Annotated in this window: 16 protein-coding genes and 2 pseudogenes; 6 read left to right on the forward strand and 12 right to left on the reverse strand. The window is 71.5% G+C overall.

From position 1 onward, the window contains the following. A pseudogene (locus tag ACWDAK_RS28595) lies at positions 1-600 on the forward strand (hypothetical protein); the annotation flags it as partial. Positions 601-816: 216 nt separating this feature from the next. Here ACWDAK_RS28595 and ACWDAK_RS28600 read toward each other — a convergent pair. From ACWDAK_RS28600 to ACWDAK_RS28650, 11 genes are all read right to left on the reverse strand, one after another. Continuing rightward, a complete protein-coding gene (locus ACWDAK_RS28600; RefSeq protein WP_344635761.1) occupies positions 817-1,509 on the reverse strand; it encodes a spermidine synthase family protein in 693 nt (230 codons plus the stop codon). Between the two features lie 138 nt (positions 1,510-1,647). Further along, the gene (locus tag ACWDAK_RS28605) at positions 1,648-2,709 is read right to left on the reverse strand and encodes a YeiH family protein (protein ID WP_344635762.1); all 1,062 of its coding nucleotides are present in this window, start codon (positions 2,707-2,709) and stop codon (positions 1,648-1,650) included. 8 nt (positions 2,710-2,717) lie between these two features. Then, positions 2,718-3,236, reverse strand: coding sequence for a cysteine dioxygenase family protein (locus ACWDAK_RS28610; RefSeq protein ID WP_344635763.1), 519 nt, complete (start codon positions 3,234-3,236; stop codon positions 2,718-2,720). A 155-nt stretch (positions 3,237-3,391) separates the two neighbouring features. Next, positions 3,392-4,297: a LysR family transcriptional regulator gene (locus ACWDAK_RS28615; protein WP_344635764.1), complete on the reverse strand. Its 906-nt coding sequence runs from the start codon at positions 4,295-4,297 to the stop codon at positions 3,392-3,394. A 76-nt stretch (positions 4,298-4,373) separates the two neighbouring features. Continuing rightward, the gene (locus tag ACWDAK_RS28620) at positions 4,374-5,240 is read right to left on the reverse strand and encodes an amino acid ABC transporter permease (RefSeq protein WP_427395153.1); all 867 of its coding nucleotides are present in this window, start codon (positions 5,238-5,240) and stop codon (positions 4,374-4,376) included. Beyond that, positions 5,237-5,881 carry an amino acid ABC transporter permease gene (locus ACWDAK_RS28625; RefSeq protein ID WP_344635766.1) on the reverse strand — a complete coding sequence of 215 codons (645 nt, stop codon included), beginning with the start codon at positions 5,879-5,881 and terminating at the stop codon, positions 5,237-5,239. The genes ACWDAK_RS28620 and ACWDAK_RS28625 overlap by 4 nt, the downstream gene beginning before the upstream one ends. Positions 5,882-5,898: 17 nt before the next feature. Beyond that, entirely contained in the window at positions 5,899-6,786 is an 888-nt protein-coding gene (locus ACWDAK_RS28630) for a glutamate ABC transporter substrate-binding protein (protein ID WP_427395154.1), read from the reverse strand. An 11-nt stretch (positions 6,787-6,797) separates the two neighbouring features. After that, positions 6,798-7,550, reverse strand: a complete 753-nt coding sequence (locus ACWDAK_RS28635; RefSeq protein WP_427395155.1) for an amino acid ABC transporter ATP-binding protein — start codon at positions 7,548-7,550, stop codon at positions 6,798-6,800. Positions 7,551-7,580: 30 nt separating this feature from the next. Continuing rightward, complete coding sequence (locus ACWDAK_RS28640; protein ID WP_427395156.1) at positions 7,581-7,826, reverse strand: hypothetical protein; 246 nt, start codon at positions 7,824-7,826, stop codon at positions 7,581-7,583. A gap of 174 nt (positions 7,827-8,000) precedes the next feature. Next, complete coding sequence (locus tag ACWDAK_RS28645) at positions 8,001-9,773, reverse strand: ABC transporter ATP-binding protein (RefSeq protein WP_427395157.1); 1,773 nt, start codon at positions 9,771-9,773, stop codon at positions 8,001-8,003. Continuing rightward, positions 9,770-11,593, reverse strand: coding sequence for an ABC transporter transmembrane domain-containing protein (locus ACWDAK_RS28650; RefSeq protein WP_427395158.1), 1,824 nt, complete (start codon positions 11,591-11,593; stop codon positions 9,770-9,772). The genes ACWDAK_RS28645 and ACWDAK_RS28650 overlap by 4 nt, the downstream gene beginning before the upstream one ends. A gap of 338 nt (positions 11,594-11,931) precedes the next feature. Between ACWDAK_RS28650 and ACWDAK_RS28655 the strand changes: the two genes are divergently transcribed. Continuing rightward, positions 11,932-12,786, forward strand: a complete 855-nt coding sequence (locus tag ACWDAK_RS28655; protein ID WP_344635772.1) for an aldo/keto reductase — start codon at positions 11,932-11,934, stop codon at positions 12,784-12,786. 171 nt (positions 12,787-12,957) lie between these two features. Here ACWDAK_RS28655 and ACWDAK_RS28660 read toward each other — a convergent pair whose 3' ends face one another. Beyond that, positions 12,958-13,782 carry a MarR family winged helix-turn-helix transcriptional regulator gene (locus ACWDAK_RS28660; RefSeq protein WP_344635773.1) on the reverse strand — a complete coding sequence of 275 codons (825 nt, stop codon included), beginning with the start codon at positions 13,780-13,782 and terminating at the stop codon, positions 12,958-12,960. Positions 13,783-14,226: 444 nt separating this feature from the next. Between ACWDAK_RS28660 and fabG the strand changes: the two genes are divergently transcribed. From fabG to ACWDAK_RS28680, 4 genes and pseudogenes are all read left to right on the forward strand, one after another. Next, entirely contained in the window at positions 14,227-15,030 is an 804-nt protein-coding gene (gene fabG / locus ACWDAK_RS28665; RefSeq protein WP_425557564.1) for a 3-oxoacyl-ACP reductase FabG, read from the forward strand. Between the two features lie 148 nt (positions 15,031-15,178). Further along, the gene (locus ACWDAK_RS28670; protein WP_344635775.1) at positions 15,179-15,373 is read left to right on the forward strand and encodes a hypothetical protein; all 195 of its coding nucleotides are present in this window, start codon (positions 15,179-15,181) and stop codon (positions 15,371-15,373) included. 148 nt (positions 15,374-15,521) lie between these two features. Next, a pseudogene (locus ACWDAK_RS28675) lies at positions 15,522-17,798 on the forward strand (glycoside hydrolase family 31 protein); the annotation flags it as partial. Between the two features lie 493 nt (positions 17,799-18,291). Further along, on the forward strand, positions 18,292-18,945 hold the full coding sequence (locus ACWDAK_RS28680) for a phosphatase PAP2 family protein (protein ID WP_344635776.1): 654 nt from the start codon (positions 18,292-18,294) through the stop codon (positions 18,943-18,945). Positions 18,946-19,035: the final 90 nt, after the last annotated feature.

A 19,035-nucleotide genomic window follows, 5' to 3' on the forward strand; every position in this document is an offset into this window, starting at 1 on the left:
GCCGACTTCGACCCCTTCGCACCCCCGGCACCCGCCGCCACCACCACCACCGACGCACCCGCCCCCACCAAGGGCACCCCGGTCGCAGTACCCCCAGCCGACTTCGACCCCTTCGCGGCCGCAGCTCCCTCGACCAGCGTGTCGGCAACTCCCGCCGCTGCTCCGGTAGTTGCCGCCGCTGCTCCGCAACCCGCGCCGGCTGCGGATCCGTTCGGCACGGTGATGAACAACCAGCCCGCCGACCCGTTCGGCACGGTGATGACCGGCTCCTCGCCCGCACCGGCACCCGCCCCTGCTCCGGCACAGTCGCAATCGTTCACCGTTCCCCCGCCGCCGGCGCACCCGCCGACGATCCCGGCCCCACCCAAGGGCAAGGGCACCCCGGTGGCCGTACCCCCGGCGGACTTCAACCCGTTCGCACCTCCGGCGCCGTCCACCGACGCACCGGCCGCCGCGGAGGAGCAGGCCCCGCCGACCAAGGGAACTCCGGTCAACGTTCCCCCGCCGGACTTCAACCCCTTTGCCGCCGCCTCCGCCCCGGCCGCGGCACCCGCCGCCCCGGCGACCCCGGAACCGCCTGCCAACAATCCCTTCGGCTGAGCCGGAGAACCGGCGTCAAAGGACCGGCGGCGACGGCGGAAGCCGGGACGTCAAAGAGCTCACCCGAAAGCCCGAAGCGGCCGGACGGACCCACACACTCGGGTCCGCCCGGCCGCCCTGTTCGCTGTCCGTCCGTGTCGGCGCTACCGGCAGCCCTCAGCCGACTGACCGTCAACTACCTGCGGAGCCGAGTAGTTGCCGCACCCCTGCGACGTGTCAGCTCCGCCGCGCGAGGTGGACGACATCGGGCACGCCCCGCAGCACCGGGATCTCCACCGTGTGCACATCGGCGAAGCCCGCCGCTCGCAGCGCCTCCTCGAAGGCGGCGGACGGCTGCGCGCTCCACACCGCCAGCACCCCACCGGGCGTCAACCGCCGCTGGGCGGCGGCCAGTCCGGCAGGTCCGTAGAGGCCGAGGTTGGAGTCGGTGACCGTCCAGTCCGGGCCGTTGTCGATGTCCAGGCAGAGCGCGTCGTACAACTCGCCCTCGGCGCGCAGGAACTCGACCAGGTCGGTGTGGAGCACCGTGACCCGCGGGTCGTCTTCCAGAGCGTGCGCGGAGAACGCGGCCAGCGGGCCGGAGCGGTGCCAGTCGATGATGGCACCCTCCCGCTCGGCGACCGCGATCCGGCCCCAGCGGGGCTCGGCGGCGGCGTGCGCGAGTGAGAAGCCCACACCCAGGCCGCCGATCAGCACCGAGGGGCTCTCGACCGAGCCGAGCTGGTCCAGGGCCGCCTGGACCAGCAGCCGCTCGGAACGCCCATCGGCGGTGTCCATCAGGAAGCACCCGTTGGCGATGATCTCGAAGTGTTCGCCTCGCTGCCGCAGCACCACCTCGCCGTACGGACCCTCATGCCGGTCGAGCGTGACAGGGGTGTCCAGTCCGTTCCGGTCGGGCAGTACGGCCATCGTGGTCCTCATCGTGTGCGGCCAGCGGTACCGGACCACTTTACGTCAGCCCGGTTCCCAACGGCCCTGCCACAGATGCCCGCCACAAACCCGCCGGGCTGGCGAGCGGCATCCGCTCGAGTGCTGCGCGGCATCCGCTCAGGTGGTCAGCAGCACGCCCGCGTAGGAGACGCCGGCGACCACCACCCAGGAGGCCAGTCCGAGTGCCGCGACCCGCCCGCCGGTGCGGGCCAGGGTGGGCAGGTGGACGGCGCTGCCGAGACCGAACAGGGCTGCCGCCAGCAGAAGTTCCTGTCCGTCGCCGGCGAGCGTCAGCACCTCCGCCGGGACGGTCACCACCGAACGCAGCACGATCATGGCGAGGAAGCCGAGTACGAACAGCGGCACCAGCGGCGGCCGTTTCCCTCCGCTCTCCCCCGCGGCGTTCCCCTCCGGACGCCGCCTGATCAGTGCCACCGCCACACCCGCCGTCAGCGGCGCCAGCAGCACCACCCGCATCAGCTTGACCAGTACGGCCTCGCGCAGCGCGTCCGCCCCACCGGTCTGCGCGGTCGCGACCACCTGCCCGACGTCGTGCACGCTCGCCCCGACCCAGCGTCCGAACTCGGCGCCGCCGAGCCCCAACGGGTGCTGCAGCAGCGGGAGTACCGCGATCGCCAGCGTTCCGCAGAGGGTGACCAGCGCCACCGAAGTGGCGACGTCCTCCTCGTCGCTCTCGGCGACCTGACTCACGGCGCCGATCGCGGAGGCGCCGCAGATCGAATAGCCGGTGGCGATCAGCAGCGGCTGGTCGCCGCGCAGGCCGAGCCTGCGGCCGAGCCAGAGGGTGCCGAAGAAGGTCGCGACGACCACGGCCAGCACCATCGCGACCGTGGCCCAGCCGAGGCCGAGCACGTCGCCGAGGCTGAGTTTGAGGCCGAGCAGTACGATCCCGGCCCGCATCAACCGCTTTCCGGCGAGCGAGAGTCCGGGCCTGGCCGCACCCTTGACCAGCGGGCGCAGCCACGGCACATGCGCGACCGCGACGCCGAGCACCACGGCCGCGGTCAGCCGCGGAACGGCGGGTATCAGCTGGTGCACGGCCCAGGCGGCGGCCACGCCGAGTGCGGCGAGCGCCAGTCCCGGGCCGTTGCGCCGGGACGCCGGCCCGAGGACGGGGGGCGTGGTGGGTCGTCCGGCGGTATCGACGGTCAGCGTCACGGGCCCGCTCACCGCTCGTCGGAAGGCAGCCGGTAGACCCGGCGGACGCTGCTGCCGATCCTGGAGATGTCCGCGCCGTAGACGTGCAGGGAGATCGCGGTGTCGCTGCCGCAGTTCTGCACCCGGTGGATGTCGCCGGGCGGGGCGAAGCCGCAGACGGCGCCGACCGGGTTGGTGACGTCCTCGGTGGCGATCAGCCGGGCGGCGCGACCGTCGGGGACCAGCCGGTACCGGCGTTCGCTCTCCGTGCCCTGGTGGACGCCGGTGGCGCACCAGGAGACGTGGTCGTGGATGGAGGTGTGCTGTCCCGGCAGCCAGACCAGGGCGACCAGGGAGAAGCTGCCGTCGGACTCGGCGTGGATCAGGTGCTGGCGGTAGCGGTCCGGATCGCCCAGCTGCTGGTCGGCGGTGAGCAGGTCGGCTGCGCCGAGGTGTGGTGCGAGTTGCTCGCCAACCAGGTAGGCGGTCAGGTCCGGAGGAAGGCCGCGGTCGACGACCTCGCGCAGCCCGCCGATCAGGCGGTGCATACGCTCCGTACACCGGTCGGCGGTAACGGTGGCGGAAGTGTTCATATCTGGAGCGTCGGCTGATCAAGCCATTACGTCCAACGACAGTCTTTTGACTGTATGCCAACTCTAGCTTATGGGTCGCCGCCCTCGGCCGCCTCCCGCCGGGTGCCGCCTCAGCACCCGACCCGAGCGGCCCCCGCCCGGCGCAGCTCGTCCAGCACCAGCGCGGTGGCCGGTATCCGCTGGTGCTCGCGCAACACGTACGCGCAGACCTTGCGGCGAAGGTGCGGTTCGACCAGTCGGCCGGTGACCTTGCGGTGACACATGAAGGAGAGCACCAGCGCGGGCATCAGGGCTATGCCGACTCCGGCCGCGACCAGGCTCTGCACCGCGAGGTTGTCGTCGGTGCTGAAGACCACGTCGGGGGCGAAGCCCTCCTCGGCGCAGACGTGCAGCAGGTTGGCCCGGCAGCGCGGACACCCGGCGATCCACCGCTCGGTCTCCAGGTCGGCCAGACGCACCGCATGCCGCCGGGCGAGCTGGTGGCCGACCGGCAGCAGCACGGTCAACTGATCTTCCATCAGGGGGACTTCGACCAGTTCGGGCGGGGTCTCGGCGCGCACGCCCGGGTAGGTGAAGGAGAGCGCGATGTCGCACTCGCCGCGCAGCAGCCGCTGGACGGAGTCGGGCGGCTCGGCCTCCAGCAGCTCGACCCGGACCCCGGGGTGCCCGGCGAGCAGCCGGGCCATCGCCTCGGGGATCAGGGTGGCGTTGGCGCTGGGGAAGGCGCAGACCCGAACCCGGCCGGCGCGCAGCCGGGCGAGTGCGCCGAGCTGCTGCTGGGCGGCCTCCATGCTGGCGAGGATGGTCCGGGCGTGCCGGGACAGGGCCTCGCCGGCCTCGGTGAGTCGCAGTCCGCGCCCGGCGCGGGTGAACAGCGGTACGCCGACGTCGCGCTCCAGCGCCTTCATCTGCTGGGTGATGGCGGGTTGGGTATAGCCGAGGGCCCGAGCGGCGGCCGAGTAGGAACCGGTGCTGACGACCTCGTGGAACGTCCTGATGTGCCGTGAGTCGAACACTCCTGAATCATAAGCAGATTTTGGAGTCCCATCCGCAATACCCCAGTCTTCGCTTTGGTATTCGGGCATCGCAGGGCTACTGCCGCGCCTCCGGAGGCAGGCCCGTCACCACACCCGCCGCTGCGATCGGGGCGCCGCCCTTGACCTTGGGGCTGCGCCGGGTGCGCCTCTCGGCCCACCGGGCCAGCCAGGAGAGCAGCAGGCACATCCCGATGTAGACGGGTGCGATGACCATCACCACCGGGATGAACGGGAGGTCGTAGTCGAGGTTGGTGGCGATCAGCTTCCCGGCGTGCAGGAACTCCTCGAAGGTGATCAGGAAGCCGAGCGAGGTGTCCTTGAGCGCCACCACCAACTGGCTGATGATGGTCGGCAGCATGGCCCGGTTGGCCTGCGGCACCAGTACGTACGCCATCACCTGGGTCTTGCGCATCCCGAGTGCGAACGCCGCCTCGCGCTGGCCCCTGGGCACGGCGAGCACGCCGGCGCGGAGGACCTCGGCGAGGACCGAGCCGTTGTAGAGGGTCAGCCCGGCGACCAGTGCCCACAGCGGCTGCACCTTCAGCGCGACGAAGATGAAGAAGATCATCACCAGCAGCGGCATGGCCCGGAAGAACTCCACCACCACTGCGGCGAGCAGGCGGACGGGGCGGTGGTCGGAGAGCCGTCCGGCGGCGAACAGCGCGCCGAAGGGCAGGGCGAGGAGCACCGTCCAGCCGAAGGCGGTCAGGGTGTTGCCGAGCCCGCGCAACAGCAGGTCCTGGACGCCCCGGTACTCGAACGGCATCCACTTCCGGTAGGTGAACTGGTGGGTGTGGAACAGCATGTACACCACCCAGCCGATCAGCGCGGCGATCAGCAGCACCGCAACACCGCCGTAGAACCGGTGCCGGGCCAGTGCCCTGGGGCCGGGGATGTCGTAGAGCGCGGAGCCGCTGGTCATCGGGAGGCCGCCACCCGTCGTTCGAGGAGGTTGAAGAGCGCACTGATCGCCAGGCTGATGATCAGATAGCCGGCCGCGATCCAGACGAAGGCCCAGATGATGCTGTAGCCGAGCTCGTTGAGGGTGCGGTAGGTGCCGAGCAGTTCGGTCACGCTGAACGAGCCGGCGATCGCGCTGTTCTTCACCATCGCGATCATCACACTGCCGATCGGTGCCACCACCGAGCGGTACGCCTGCGGCATCACCACCAGGCCCAGCGTCTGGCCGAAGGTCATCCCCAGACTCCGTGCCGCCTCCCCCTGGCCTGGCGGCACGGTGTTGATGCCCGAGCGCAGCGCCTCGCAGACGAAGGCCGAGGTGTAGCAGCCGAGCGCCAGCACCGCGAAGACGAAGAACGGCAGCACGATGTCGAACCTCGGCAACCCCAGCACCACCACGAAGAACAGCAGCGTCAGCGGGGTGTTGCGTAGCACGGTCACCCAGCCGGTGCCGAACGCCCGCAGCGGCCGCACCGGCGAGACCCGGAAGGCGGCCATCAGCACCCCGAGCAGTAGCGCCAACACCCCGCTGAACACCGTGAGTTCGAGCGTGCCGAGGAAGCCGTTCCAGTAGGTCGGGAGATTGGCGGTCAGGACTGTCATACCAACTCGGGCCTCTCTCAGTACCGGTCGATCAGCGGCGGAGCCGGCGCGGGCACCCCGGACAGGCCGAGGGTGGCGTCGTACGCCTTCTTCCAGTTGCCGTTCCGCATGTTCCGCACCAGCGCGTCGTCGATGGCCAGCCGCAGCACCCGGTCGTCCTTGGGCACGCCGATGCCGTACGGCTCGGTGGAGAACGGCTTCCCGGCGAGCTTCAGCTCGTCCGGGGCCTTGGCCGCGTACCCCTGCAGGATGGCGTTGTCCGTGGTCACCGCGTCCACCTGGGCGGTGATCAGGTTGTCGACGCAGGCCGAGTAGGTGTCGTACCCGACCAGGTGCGCCTTCGGGTAGTCCTGCCGGATCCGCTGGTACGGCGTGGAACCAGCGGCCGAGCAGACCTTCTTGCCGGCCAGGTCCTGCGGGCCGTGGATGCTGTGCTCGTTCCTCCGGACCAGCAGGCTCTGCCCTGCGATGAAGTACGGCCCGGCGAAGCCCACCAGCTTCTTGCGGTTGGCGTTGATGGTGTAGGTGCCGACGTAGTAGTCGACCTGGCCGTTCTGCAGCGCGGTCTCACGGTTGGCCGAGGCGATGGTCCGGAACTCGATCTGCCCGACGCCGAACCCGAGGTCGGCGCCGACCATCTTGGCGATCTCGATGTCGAAGCCGGAGTACTGGCCGGTCGCCGGGTCCCGCCAACCCAGGTACGGCTGGTCCTCCTTGGCGCCGACCACCAACCTGCCCCGCGCACGTGCCCGGTCCAAGGTGGGCGAGCCCTGGACTGCGGCGGCGTTCTGCACCGGGTAGCCGGGCAGCGCGCTCGCCTGCGGCCCCTTCGGCGGCGGGGTGCCGGGTTTGCCGCAGGCTGTGAGCAGCGCACAGAGCAGCACGAGGACGGGGAGACGCTTCACCTGGCCGCCCCTCAGTGGTTCAGGATCTTGGAGAGGAAGTCCCTGGCCCGTTCGGTGTTCGGCGCGCTGAAGAACTCCTCCGGCGGGCGGTCCTCCAGGATCCGCCCGTCCGCCATGAACACCAGCCGGTTGGCCGAGGCCCGCGCGAAGCCCATCTCGTGGGTGACGACCAGCATCGTCATGCCCTCGCACGCCAGGCCCCGCATCACGTCGAGCACCTCATTGATCATCTCGGGGTCGAGGGCCGAGGTCGGCTCGTCGAACAGCAGCGCCTTCGGGTCCATCTCCAGCGCCCGGGCGATCGCCACCCGCTGCTGCTGGCCGCCGGACAGCTGCGCCGGGTACTTGTCGGCGTGCGCGGCCAGCCCCACCCGCTCCAGCAGGTCACGGGCCTTCCGTTCGGCCTGGGACCCGGTCCGCTTGCGGACCTGCAGCTGAGCCAGGGTGACGTTCTGCAGCACGGTCTTGTGGGCGAAGAGGTTGAACGACTGGAAGACCATCCCGACCTCGGCCCGCAGCCCGGCCAGGCCCTTGCCCTCCTCGGGCAGCGGGACGCCATCGATGGTGATGGTCCCCGACTCGACCGTCTCCAGCCGGTTGATCGTCCGGCAGAGTGTGGACTTGCCTGATCCGGACGGGCCGATCACCACGACCACCTCACCGCGCCCGACGGTGAGGTTGATGTCGTACAGCACCTGCAAACGGCCGAAGTACTTGTTGACGCCGGCCAGTTCGATCAGCGGGGCGAAACCTGCGGTACTCATGGTGCGGAACCCTCCCGGGGCTCGGGAGGACTAGCTGCCGCGCCGGCTCTTGACCGGCCGGCCGGGCCGGACAGCCGCGACCGGGGCCGCCGGCAGGGCGGCCCCGAGCGGCGCGGTCGCGGTGGACACCCGGAACCGGATCCGTGCCGGCTCAGGGCCCGCGAGCAGCCGCCGGAGCGCCAGGAACACGATCACTCCGACCGCCCCGGTCAGAGCACCCGCGATCTCGCTTCCGCCCCTGCCGCCGGACCGGGAACCGCCTGAAGTCTTGGCCACAGAGGCAGTCTGCGCCGCGGCCGTTCCGCCCCCGCACCGCGCGCCGCCCCCGGTACCCCGCCTGGCCCACCCCGTACACCCAACCGGCGGCAGCCCCGGAGGGGTGAATCCGGCACCAGGGGGCGCTACAGCGGTGCGCCCCCGGTGCCCGGGCCGGCCTGTCCGTCGGGCCCGCTACCCCTCGTCGCGCCAGGAGCGCCAGAGCGCCGCGTACGCCCCGCCCGCCGCCACCAGCTCCGGATGGCTCCCGTACTCGCTGATCCGCCCTTGCTCCACCACCGCGATCACATCCGCGTCGTGCGCCGTGTGCAACCGGTGCGCGATGGCGATCACCGTACGCCCCTCCAGCACCCGTGAGAGCGAACGCTCCAGGTGCCGGGCCGCCCGCGGGTCCAGCAGCGAGGTCGCCTCGTCCAACACCAGGGTGTGCGGGTCCGCCAGCACTAGCCTGGCCAGCGCCAACTGCTGGGCCTGCGGCGGCGTCAGCACCGTCCCGCCCGAACCGACCTCGGTGTCCAGGCCGTCCGGCAGCGCCGCCACCCACTCCCCGGCGTCCACCGCCGCGAGCGCCGCGCGCAGTTCGACGTCATCGGCGCCGGGCCGGGCCAGCCGCAGGTTGTCCCGCAGGGTGCCGACGAACACATGGTGCTCCTGGTTGACCAGTGCGACCTGCGCCCGGATCCGCTCGGCGGGCATCCGCGCCAGCGGGGCACCGCCCAGCGTGACGCTCCCCCGGCCCGGGGCGTAGATCCCCGCCAACAGCCGCCCCAGCGTGGACTTTCCCGCCCCCGACGGCCCGACCAGCGCGACCCGGCTGCCGGGCGCGACGTCCAGGCTGATGCCGTGCAGCACATCGACGCCGTCGCGGTAGCCGAAGGCCACCTCGCTCGCCGAGACCTCGCGGCCCGCCGGACGCACGGTCTCGTCCGTCTCCGGGTCCACCACCTCGCGGACCCCGACCAGCCGGGCCAACGAGGCCTGGCCGACCTGGAGTTCGTCGTACCAGCGCAGGATCAGGTCGACCGGGTGGGTCAGCGCCTGGGCGTAGAGCACCCCGGCGGTCAACTGGCCGATGCCGATCCAGCCCCGGGTCGCGTAGAGGCCTCCCAGGGTGAGGGTGGCCAGCACCGCCAGCGCGTAGGTGGCGTCCACGCTCGGGAACCACACGGTGCGCAGCCACAGGGTGTACCGTTCCCAGGCCAGCCACTCGCCGATCCGACGATCCGTCAGCTCGACCCGCCGCTCACCCAGCCGGAGCGCCTCGACCGTGCGCCCGGCGTCCACCGTCTCGGCCAACACGGTGTTGACCGCCGCGTACCCGGCCGACTCGCTGCGGTAGGACTGTGGGGCGCGCCGGAAGTACCAGCGGGAGGTGGCCAGCAGCAGTGGCAGTCCGATCACCGCGGTGATCGCGAGCAGCGGCGAGGTGAGCAGCAGGGCGCCGAGCACCAGGACCACGGAGACCAGGGCGACGGCGAGTTCGGGCACCGCCTCGCGGACCGACTTGGCGAGCCGGTCGATGTCGGTGGTGCCGCGGGAGACCAGGTCGCCCGTCCCGGCGCGTTCCAGCACGCCGGGCGGCAGGGCGACCGAGCGCACCAGGAAGTCCTCGCGCAGGTCGGCCAGCATCCGCTCGCCGAGCATGCTGCCGCGCAGTCGGGACCAGCCGATGAAGCCGCTCTGGACGAACAGCGCGAGCAGGTACCACCCGATCGCGGTGAGGATCCGGCTCCCGGTCGTCCCCGCGCTGAGCTCCTGCACCAGCGAGCCGAGCACCCAGGGGCCGGCCAGTCCGGCGACGGTGGCGGTGGCGTTGAGTGCGATCACGGCGGCGAAGCCGGCGCGGTGCCGGCGGGCCAGCAGCCGGACGTAGGCGCGGACGGTGGCCGGGGAGGCCACCGGCAGCATGGCGGCCGGCCCGTGCTGCCGTACTTCCGGGGGCTTCATACCTTCTCCTCGGCGGGCGCGGATGCGGACGGACCGTCCTGCGCGGTTCTCCTGCCGGCGCTGGCCGCCCCTTCGTCGCGGGTGACGATCGCCCGGTACTCGGGGCAGCCGTGCAGCAGTTCTCGGTGGGTGCCGCTGGCGGCGACCCGGCCCTGGTGGACCAGCAGGACGGTGTCGGCCCGGTCGAGCAGCAGCGGGCTGGTCGCGAACAGCACGGTGGTGCGGCCCTCGCGCACCTCGCGCAGCCCGGTGGCGATCCTGGACTCGGTGTGGGCGTCCACCGCGCTGGTGGGCTCGTCCAGCACCAGCACGGCCGGGTCGGCCGCCAACGAGCGTGCCAGCGCGAGGCGTTGGCGCTGGCCGCCGGAGAGCGAGCGCCCCTTCTCGGTGATCCGGGCCAGCATCGAATCGCCCTGGCACTCGGGCGAGCCGTCGACCAGGGCGTCCAGCACGTCCCCGGCGCGGACGGCGGCCAACGCCCGCTCGGGGGCGATGCGCCCGGTGCCGGGGACGTCGAACAGCTCGGCCAGGGTGCCGGAGAGCAGCACCGGGTCCTTGTCCTGGACCAGTACGGCGGCCCGCACCTCGGCCAGCGGCACCTCGTCCAGCGGGGTGCCGCCGAGCCGTACCGAGGGCTCGGGCTGCTCGCCCTCGGCCAGCGGCAGATGCCCGCCGAGCCGTCCGGCCAGGTGGCCGGCGACGTCCGGATCGCCGCAGACCACGGCGGTGATCCGCCCGGCGCGGGCGGTCAGCCCGGTGAGCGGGTCGTGCAGGTCGGCGCGCTCGGAACGGGTGAGCCGGGCGGTGAGGGCCTCGCCGTCCGCCGTCCGGTTCAGCGCCAGCAGTCGGACCGCCCGCCCGGCCGCGACCCGGGCGACGCTCCAGGCGTGCGCGGCCTCGCCGAGGATCCGCAGCGGCGAGGAGAGGAAGGCCGTCGCCCCGTACACGGCGACCAGTTCGCCGATGCCGATCTGCCCGCGGATCACCAGTTCGGCGCCGTACCAGGTGGTGGCGACCACGAACAGGCCGGGCAGCAGCACCTGCTGGGCCTGCATCAGCGACCAGATCCTGGCCGTACGGACGGCGGCGCCGCGGACCTGCTGCGAGGCCGCCCGGTAGCGATCCAGGAAGAGCTCCTCGCCGCCGATGCCGCGCAGCACCCGCAGTCCGGCGACGGTGTCGGCGGTCAGCTCGGTGGCCTTGCCCGCGAAGGCGCGCTGGGTGCTGTAGCGGCGCTCCAGCGGGGCGAGCAGCGGCCACACGGAGGCCGCGAGGACGGGCACGCCGAGCAGGACCGCGAGGCCGAGCAGCGGCCGGCGGACCAGCACGATCGTGCCGAGGCCGAGCCAGACCAGGACGGCGGCCCGCACCCTGGCGAGCAGTTCGACGTACCAGCCGATCCGCTCCACGTCGCTGCTGCTGACCGCGACGATCTCGCCGGTGGCGATCCGCCGGGACAGCCCGGCACCGAGCCCGGATGCCTGCCGGGCCACCAGCTGGCGCAGCTGGGAGGCGGCGGTGATCCAGTTCCACACCGCCTGCCGGTGCAACTGGACGGCGCCGAACGCCTGGAGCGCGGCGAGCAGCAGGGCGAGGGCGCCGGTCCGCCAGATCCCGGCGGTGTCACCGGCCACGGCGGCCTGGATGCCGAGGCCGAGCGCCAGCGGAAGGGCCGCCTGGCAGGCGAGTTCCAGTACGCCCCAGGCGGTGGCGAGCAGTTGGCCGCGCCGCTGGCTGCGGCGCAGCCAGCGCAGGAAGGCGCGTGGTGAACCCAGGTCGGGGACGCCCGGATCCGGCATGGGTAGGGGCTTGAGCGGCATGACGCTCCGTTGCGGGGGTGGTGCGGGCAGGATGCTCAGGCACGCGGCCCAGGTCCTGGGCGCGGCGGGTCGCCCGGCGCGATCCGCAGGCCGGGCGGGACGAGGTGACGGCGGGGGTGCGGGTCATCAGGACGTCATGGGCACCGAGAGTGCCGCCCGCACTGTGACGTACGCAACAGGTTTTCCCGCATCGGCCGCTCAACGCAGGGCCGCGGAACGTCATTTGGCGTCGAGGTACATCAATTTCGGTGAATTCTTGGCAGATCGGGAACATACCGACCCCGCCCAGGGTTGCTTCCCAGCGGCACTATCCGACTGACCGGAGGGCACCCCTTTCAGTGAGCACCATCCCCAGCGTCACTCTGAACAACGGCGTCCGGATCCCGCAGCTCGGCTTCGGCGTCTGGCAGGTACCGGACGCCGAAGCGGCGACCGCCGTCCGCACCGCCATCGAGGCCGGCTACCGCAGCATCGACACCGCCGCCATCTACGAGAACGAGGCCGGCACCGGCCAGGCGATCGCGGCGGCCGGTGTGCCGCGCGAGGAACTGTTCATCACCACCAAGCTGTGGAACTCCGGCACCCGGGACTGGTCGGGCCTCCAGGGCCAGGACGCCGTGCTGCACGCCTTCGACGAGTCGCTGGCCAAGCTCGGCCTGGACTACATCGACCTCTACCTGATCCACTGGCCGCGCCCGATGCACGGCACCTTCCTCAACATCTGGAAGGCCTTCGAGAAGCTGTACGCCGAGGGCCGGGTCAAGGCGGTCGGCGTCTCCAACTTCGGCCCGCAGCAGCTTGACGCGCTGCGCCAGGAGAGCTCGATCGTGCCGGTGCTCAACCAGGTCGAGCTGCACCCGCACTTCCCGCAGCACGAACTGCGCGAGTACCACGCCGCGCACGGCATCGCGACCGAGGCCTGGAGCCCGCTGGGCCAGGGCAAGGAGCTGCTCACCGAGCCCGAGCTGGTCAAGATCGCCGAGAAGCACGGCCGCACGGTGGCCCAGGTGGTGCTGCGCTGGCACCTGCAGAGCGGGATCATCGCGATCCCGAAGTCGGTCACCCCGTCCCGGATCAGGGAGAACATCGACGTCCTCGGCTTCGAGCTGGACGCCGAGGACCTGAGCGCGATCGCCGGTGTGGCCACGGGCAAGCGTCTCGGCCCGGACCCGCAGGAGTTCGACTGGAGCTGACCGCCCGAGCGGTCCGCCGCCGGCGGTGACGGGAAGACGAGCGGCCGGTCGCTGCCCCCGGATCGGAGGCGACCGGCCGCTCGTCACGCCGCCGTGCCCGGACGCACCCGGTGATCGGGGCCGTTCGACGCGGTGGCAAATCGTTACTTCGAGGAAGTGCCCGACGGATCGTTACAGCCTGGCGGCCTTTGCGATCAGCGCCAGCGCGCTCTCGTGCTCCTCCGGCTCCAGCGGGGCGAGCAGGAGTTCCTGCACCTCCCGCACCGCAGCCGCCGAGCGGTGCAGCAGGTCCTGCCCGGCCGGCGAGAGCGAGAGCAGGTTGCGGCGACCGTCCGAGGGGTCGCGGCGGCGCAGCACCAGACCGCGCCGGACCAGCCGGCTGACCATCTCGGCCATGGTGGCCTTGTCCAGCGAGGCCAGCTCGCCGACCGTGCGCTGGTCGGCACCTGGCTCGGTCTCCAGGGCGTCCAGCACCGCGTACTGAGGCGCCGTCAGCTCCGCGCCGACCTTCTCGGTCCAGAGCTTGGTGTGCACCTGCTGGCTGACCCGGATCAGGTAGCCGATCGCCCGCTGGGCGTCCAGCATCGGCCGGGCGTCCGTCATGACGGCCACCGCGGCCGGCTCCAGACGGGCTATCTTCGCCATCACCCGGACGATCTCGACCTGCTCCTCGGCGCTCAGCGGCTCGAAGAGGGTCCGCTGCACGCGGACCACTCCGCCGGTGGCCTCGCGCACCGCCTGCGCACCGCTCTGCGAGAGCGCGAGCAGCTTGCGACGGCCGTCGGCGGGGTCACGGCGGCGCAGCACCAGACCGCGCCGGACCAGGCGGGCGACCATCTCCGCCATCGTCGCCTTGTCGAGCGAGGCCCGCTCACCGACCGTGCGCTGGTCGGCTCCCGGTTCGAGGGCCAGCACGAGCAGCACCGCGAACTGCGGAGCCGTGAGCTCGGTACCGACGTACTCGGACCACAGGCGGGTGTGCACCTGCTGGGCCACGCGGATGAGGTGACCGGGCGACTGCTGAAGTCGCGCGGGCACACGGGTCGTCGGGATCTCCCCCAGCACCATGAAATCCGTCCCGATGTCACACCCGGTGTGTGTGGGACACCCGGGCGGGGCAGTAACGGCGAGTGAGCGTCCCGCTGTGAGGGTAGGCGCGCCAGCCGTGCAGCCGGTGGCTGCTGGCGCACACTATACAAACGGTAGGCCCGCACCGGCAGGCAGGGGCCAAGAGTAGACGCATGTTCGTCGAAGTTGGCATATTTCCGCAGCATGTCGTGGGCACAACTACCGGTTTGGATGATTGATCTTCACCGGATGCCCTCACCCTCCGTCACCTGCGACTCTGCACTCTGGCCCCGGGGACTACCCGCCGGTAGGGTGTCCGCCTCAGCGTCCTCCTGACCACCCATCGGGGCAGGGCCGCGCTCGGCAGCGGCCATGTCCGTCACCCCACCGAGAGAGACGAGTACGAGCATGACCGAGCAGAGCAGCACCCCCCGGGTCGCGGTCGTCACCGGCGCGGCCCGCGGCATCGGCGCCGCGACCGCCGAGCGGCTGGCCGCCGACGGCTACGCGGTGGCCGTCGTGGACCTGGATGCCTCGGCGGGCAAGGACACCGTCGAGCGGATCATCGCCGCGGGCGGCAGGGCCCTGGCAGTGGGGGCGGACGTCTCGGACGCGCAGCAGGTGGAGGCGGCCGTGGCGACGATCACCGCCGAGCTGGGCGCTCCGGTGGTCCTGGTCAACAACGCCGGGGTGCTCCGCGACAACCTGCTGTTCAAGATGTCCGAGTCGGACTGGGACACCGTGATGGACGTCCACCTCAAGGGGGCCTTCCTGATGACCCGGGCCTGCCAGAAGCACATGGTGGACGCCGGCTTCGGCCGGATCGTCAACCTCTCCTCCTCCTCGGCGCAGGGCAACCGCGGGCAGGCCAACTACTCCGCCGCCAAGGCCGGCCTGCAGGGCTTCACCAAGACCCTGGCGATCGAGCTGGGCAAGTTCGGCGTCACCGCCAACGCGGTGGCGCCCGGCTTCATCGCGACCGACATGACGGCCGCCACCGCGGCCCGGGTCGGCATGGAGTTCGAGGCCTTCAAGCAGGCCGCCGCCACCCAGATCCCGGTGAACCGGGTCGGCGTGCCCGAGGACGTCGCCAACACCATCTCCTTCCTGGCGGGCGAGGCGGCCGGCTTCGTCTCCGGCCAGGTCATCTACGTGGCCGGCGGCCCGCTCGACTGACCGCCGCACCGCGCCAGGGCCCGTCCGGCGGGTCTCTTTCGGTCCGCAGGGATCCGCCGGACAGGCCCTGGGCCCGCCCGCGATGCGCGCGGGCCCAGGTGGGAGGAGACTCGGGTCTCAGAAGCCCGCACTCCCCGGGAGGCACCAGATGACGAACGAGCCCACCGACAGCGAGTTCCGCCCGACGCCGGACCGCCTGCTCCACACGGGTGCCGAGCACCCGGTGGACCCGGAGGACCTGGTCATGGCCTCGGGCCGCACCCCCACCCCGGAGCTCATCGAGAAGGCCCGGCAGGACCTGGAGAAGTACGGCGCCGCCGCGGTCGAACGCCTGGTGCCCTGAGATCTCCAGCCCTTCACAGGCCCCCGCAGATGCGGGGGCCTGTGTGTTTTTCCGACCGCCCGGCGGTGTGGTCAAGCGGGGGGCTGTGCGCTATACCTGCTCATCAGTGTTTGTTCTTGCATGATGAGGAGCTCATATGCGCAGAACTTTGCAACACTCCCCGCGGTCACGGACCGTCGCTCTCGCCCTGGCCGCCCTGCTCTCCCTCGGTGGCGGTGCCCTCACCCCGGCCCTCACCCCGGCCCTCGCCGCAGCGCCGGCCGCCGCGGTGGCCGGATCGGCCGGCGCCGTCACCGGATTCACCGCGAGGGGCGCCGTCTACACCTTCTCCGCGGGCAGCGCCAGGGCCCGGGTCAGCTTCGTCACCGACCAGGTCTTCCGGATCGAGCTCGCTCCCGACGGCTCGTTCACCGACCCGGTCGGCGCCGACGTCGTCCTGCCGCAGGGCGCGCCGCCCGCCACCAAGTGGCGTGACCGGGGCGACCGTTACGAGCTGTCCACCGGCAAGGTCACCCTGCGCGTCTACAAGTCGGCACTGCGCTTCGCGCTCTACCGGGCCGACGGCACGAAGGCCTGGGAGGAGACCCGGCCGATCTCCTGGGACGGCAAGACGACCACCCAGGCCCTGGCCCGGGGCGCGAACGAGCAGTTCTTCGGCGGCGGTGAGCAGAACGGCTCCTTCTCCCACCGCGACAGGACCGTCCAGATCGGCGTGGACTACGACTGGGACGAGGGCGGGCACCCCAACTCCGTGCCGTTCTACCTCTCTTCGGCCGGGTACGGCGTCTACCGCAACACCTACGCCCCCGGCACGTACGCCTTCACCGACCCGGTCACCACCACCGAGCAGGAACTCCGCTTCGACGCCTACTACTTCGCCGGGCCCGGCCCCAAGGACGTGATCGGCCAGTACACCTCACTGACCGGAAAACCGTTTCTTCCGCCCATCTACGGCCTGGAGATGGGCGATTCGGACTGCTATCTGCACAACGCCAACCGGGGTGAGCGACACACCCTGGACGCACTGAAGATCGCGGACGACTACCGCAAGAACGACGTGCCGAACGGCTGGATGCTGGTCAACGACGGCTACGGCTGCGGATACGAGAACCTCGCCCAGACCGCCGAGGGCCTGCGGCAACGCGGGATGCAGCTCGGCCTGTGGACCGAGAACGGCCTCAGCCAGCTCGCCGACCAGGTCAAGTCCGGTCAGCGGGTGGCCAAACTGGACGTCGCCTGGGTCGGCGACGGCTACAAGTTCGCGCTCGACGGCTGCAAGGACGCCTACCGCGGCATCGAGGACAACAGCGACGCCCGCGGCTTCACCTGGGCGCCCGAGAGCTGGTCCGGCGCCCAGCGCTGCGGAGTGCAGTGGAGCGGCGACCAGTCCGGCAGTTGGGACTACATCCGCTGGCAGATCCCCACGTACGCCGGCTCCACCATGTCCGGGATGGCCTACAACACGGGCGACGTGGACGGCATCTTCGGCGGCAGCCCGCAGACCTACAGCCGCGACCTGCAGTGGAAGTCCTTCCTGCCCGCCGTCATGTCGATGGACGGCTGGGCGCCCAGCGACAAGCAGCCCTACCGCTACGGCGAGCCGTACACCTCCATCAACCGCAAGTACCTCAAGCTCAAGGAGTCGCTGCTGCCCTACATGTACAGCTACGCGGCCCAGGCCCACCGCACCGGTGTCGGCCCGGTCCGTCCGCTGGCCCTGGAGTACCCTGACGACCCGGTCACGGCCACCGACGCGGTCAAGTACGAGTTCCTCAGCGGCCAGGACTTCCTGGTGGCCCCGGTCTACTCCGACACCTCGGTGCGCGACGGCATCTACCTGCCCGAGGGCACCTGGATCGACTACTGGACCGGCCGCACGTACCAGGGCCCGACCACGGTCAACGGGTACCACGCGCCGCTGGACACCCTGCCGCTGTTCGTCAAGGCCGGTGCCACGGTGCCGATGTGGCCGGGCATCAGCTCCTACCGGGACCGCACCGCCGACTCCCCGCTCGCCTGGGACGTCTACCCGCAGGGACACAGCGGCTTCAGCCTGTACGAGGACGACGGGGTCACCCGCCAGTACCGCGACGGCGGCTACGCCATCCAGACCGCCCGGGTGGACGCTCCGAGTGCCGGGCGGGGGCGGGTCCGCATCGACGTCTCGCCCAGTGTCGGGACCTTCACCGGCAAGCAGAGCGCCCGGCCGTACCTGTTCACCGTACACAGCGGCACCGCGCCGAGCCGGGTCGCACTGGGCGGGCGGGCCCTGCCCGAACTGGCAGACCGGGCCGCCTTCGACCGGGCCGGCCAGGGCTGGTGGTACGACGCGGACGACCGTGGCGGCGTGATCCACGTGAAGACCGCGGCACTCTCCACCTCGGCCGGCCTCCGGCTGGTGCTGGACGGAGCGAGCGCTGTCGGTCCGGCCGCGCGGTAGCCGACGGAATGGCTACGGTTCGGTGACATTCTCGGCAGCGGTCACCGGCCGCCCGCGGAGGACCGCGCTGGTCCTTCCCTCCCGGCCGGCCACCCCGCCGACACCGGACCGCCCGCCGGATCCCCTCCGGGATCGGCTCGTTCGACGGCACGAGGGCCGGTCACGGCAGTCGGGCACAGGCCCGGGACCACTACGCCTGACCTGCTGATCCACTCGGCACCGCCCTCAGAGCGGCGCCCGTCCGCGCAGGCCCCCACCCCGCGAGGACGGGCGCCTCACCGCCTTCGAACCTTCCCCACCAGCGCACGGGAGTGCGCCGGGAGTGAGTGGTCACTGCGAGGTGACGACCGCTGGCACTGGGCAAGAGTGCCCAGGTGGAGCGGGTAATGTCGAAGCCGTGCAAGCTCATGTCGAACCGTCCGGCCACCGGACCGACCCCGCCGTGGACGGGGGATCCGCCGAGGCAGGGTGGCTACCGATGAGCCGCCGCCACGCGATCGTCTTCGGTCTCACCGGCCTGGCGTACCTGCTGGTCGTGATCGCCGTGGTGCTGAACACCAAGCTGGTCGATCTCGACTGGGCGCTCAAGCAGCTCAGACCCTACAAGCGCTGGCCCGAGGTCCAGCCGCTGCTGAACGTCTGGATCATCGCGGGGCAGCGCGGCCCCTCCGCGATCATCGCCTGCGCCTGGCTGGGCTGGCGCTGCTTCCGGCACAAGACCGTACGGCCGCTGCTGGCGATGGGGGTGGCACTGCTGCTGCTCAACATCACGGTCGGCGGTGTGAAGATCGTCACCGGCCGGCTCGGCCCGCACTACGCGCACTACCTGGGCTCGCCCGAGCTGTTCGCCGGCGGCACCATCTTCCCCTCCGGGCACACCGCCAACGCCGTGGTGACCTGGGGTGTACTCGCCTACCTCGCCGAACGCTGGCGCCGCACCGGCATCCTGCTGGCCTCGTTCACCGCCGTCTCGATCGGGCTCACCACGGTCTACCTGGGCACCCACTGGTTCTCCGACGTCCTGGCCGGCTGGGCCGCGGGCGCTCTGGTCCTGCTCTCGATGCCCCTCTTCGAGCCCTTGATCGCAACGATCGACGAACGCATCACCGCCCTCTGGCGCGGATCGCGCTAGGCCCGTACTTCGCGGGTCGTTGAATCGAATGGTTCGGGCCCGGGAACGGTGTCCAAGGCCGCCCCGGTGGCGTTGGATTGGGTGTGTCGA

The sequence above is a fragment of the Kitasatospora sp. NPDC001175 genome, from assembly GCF_053598215.1.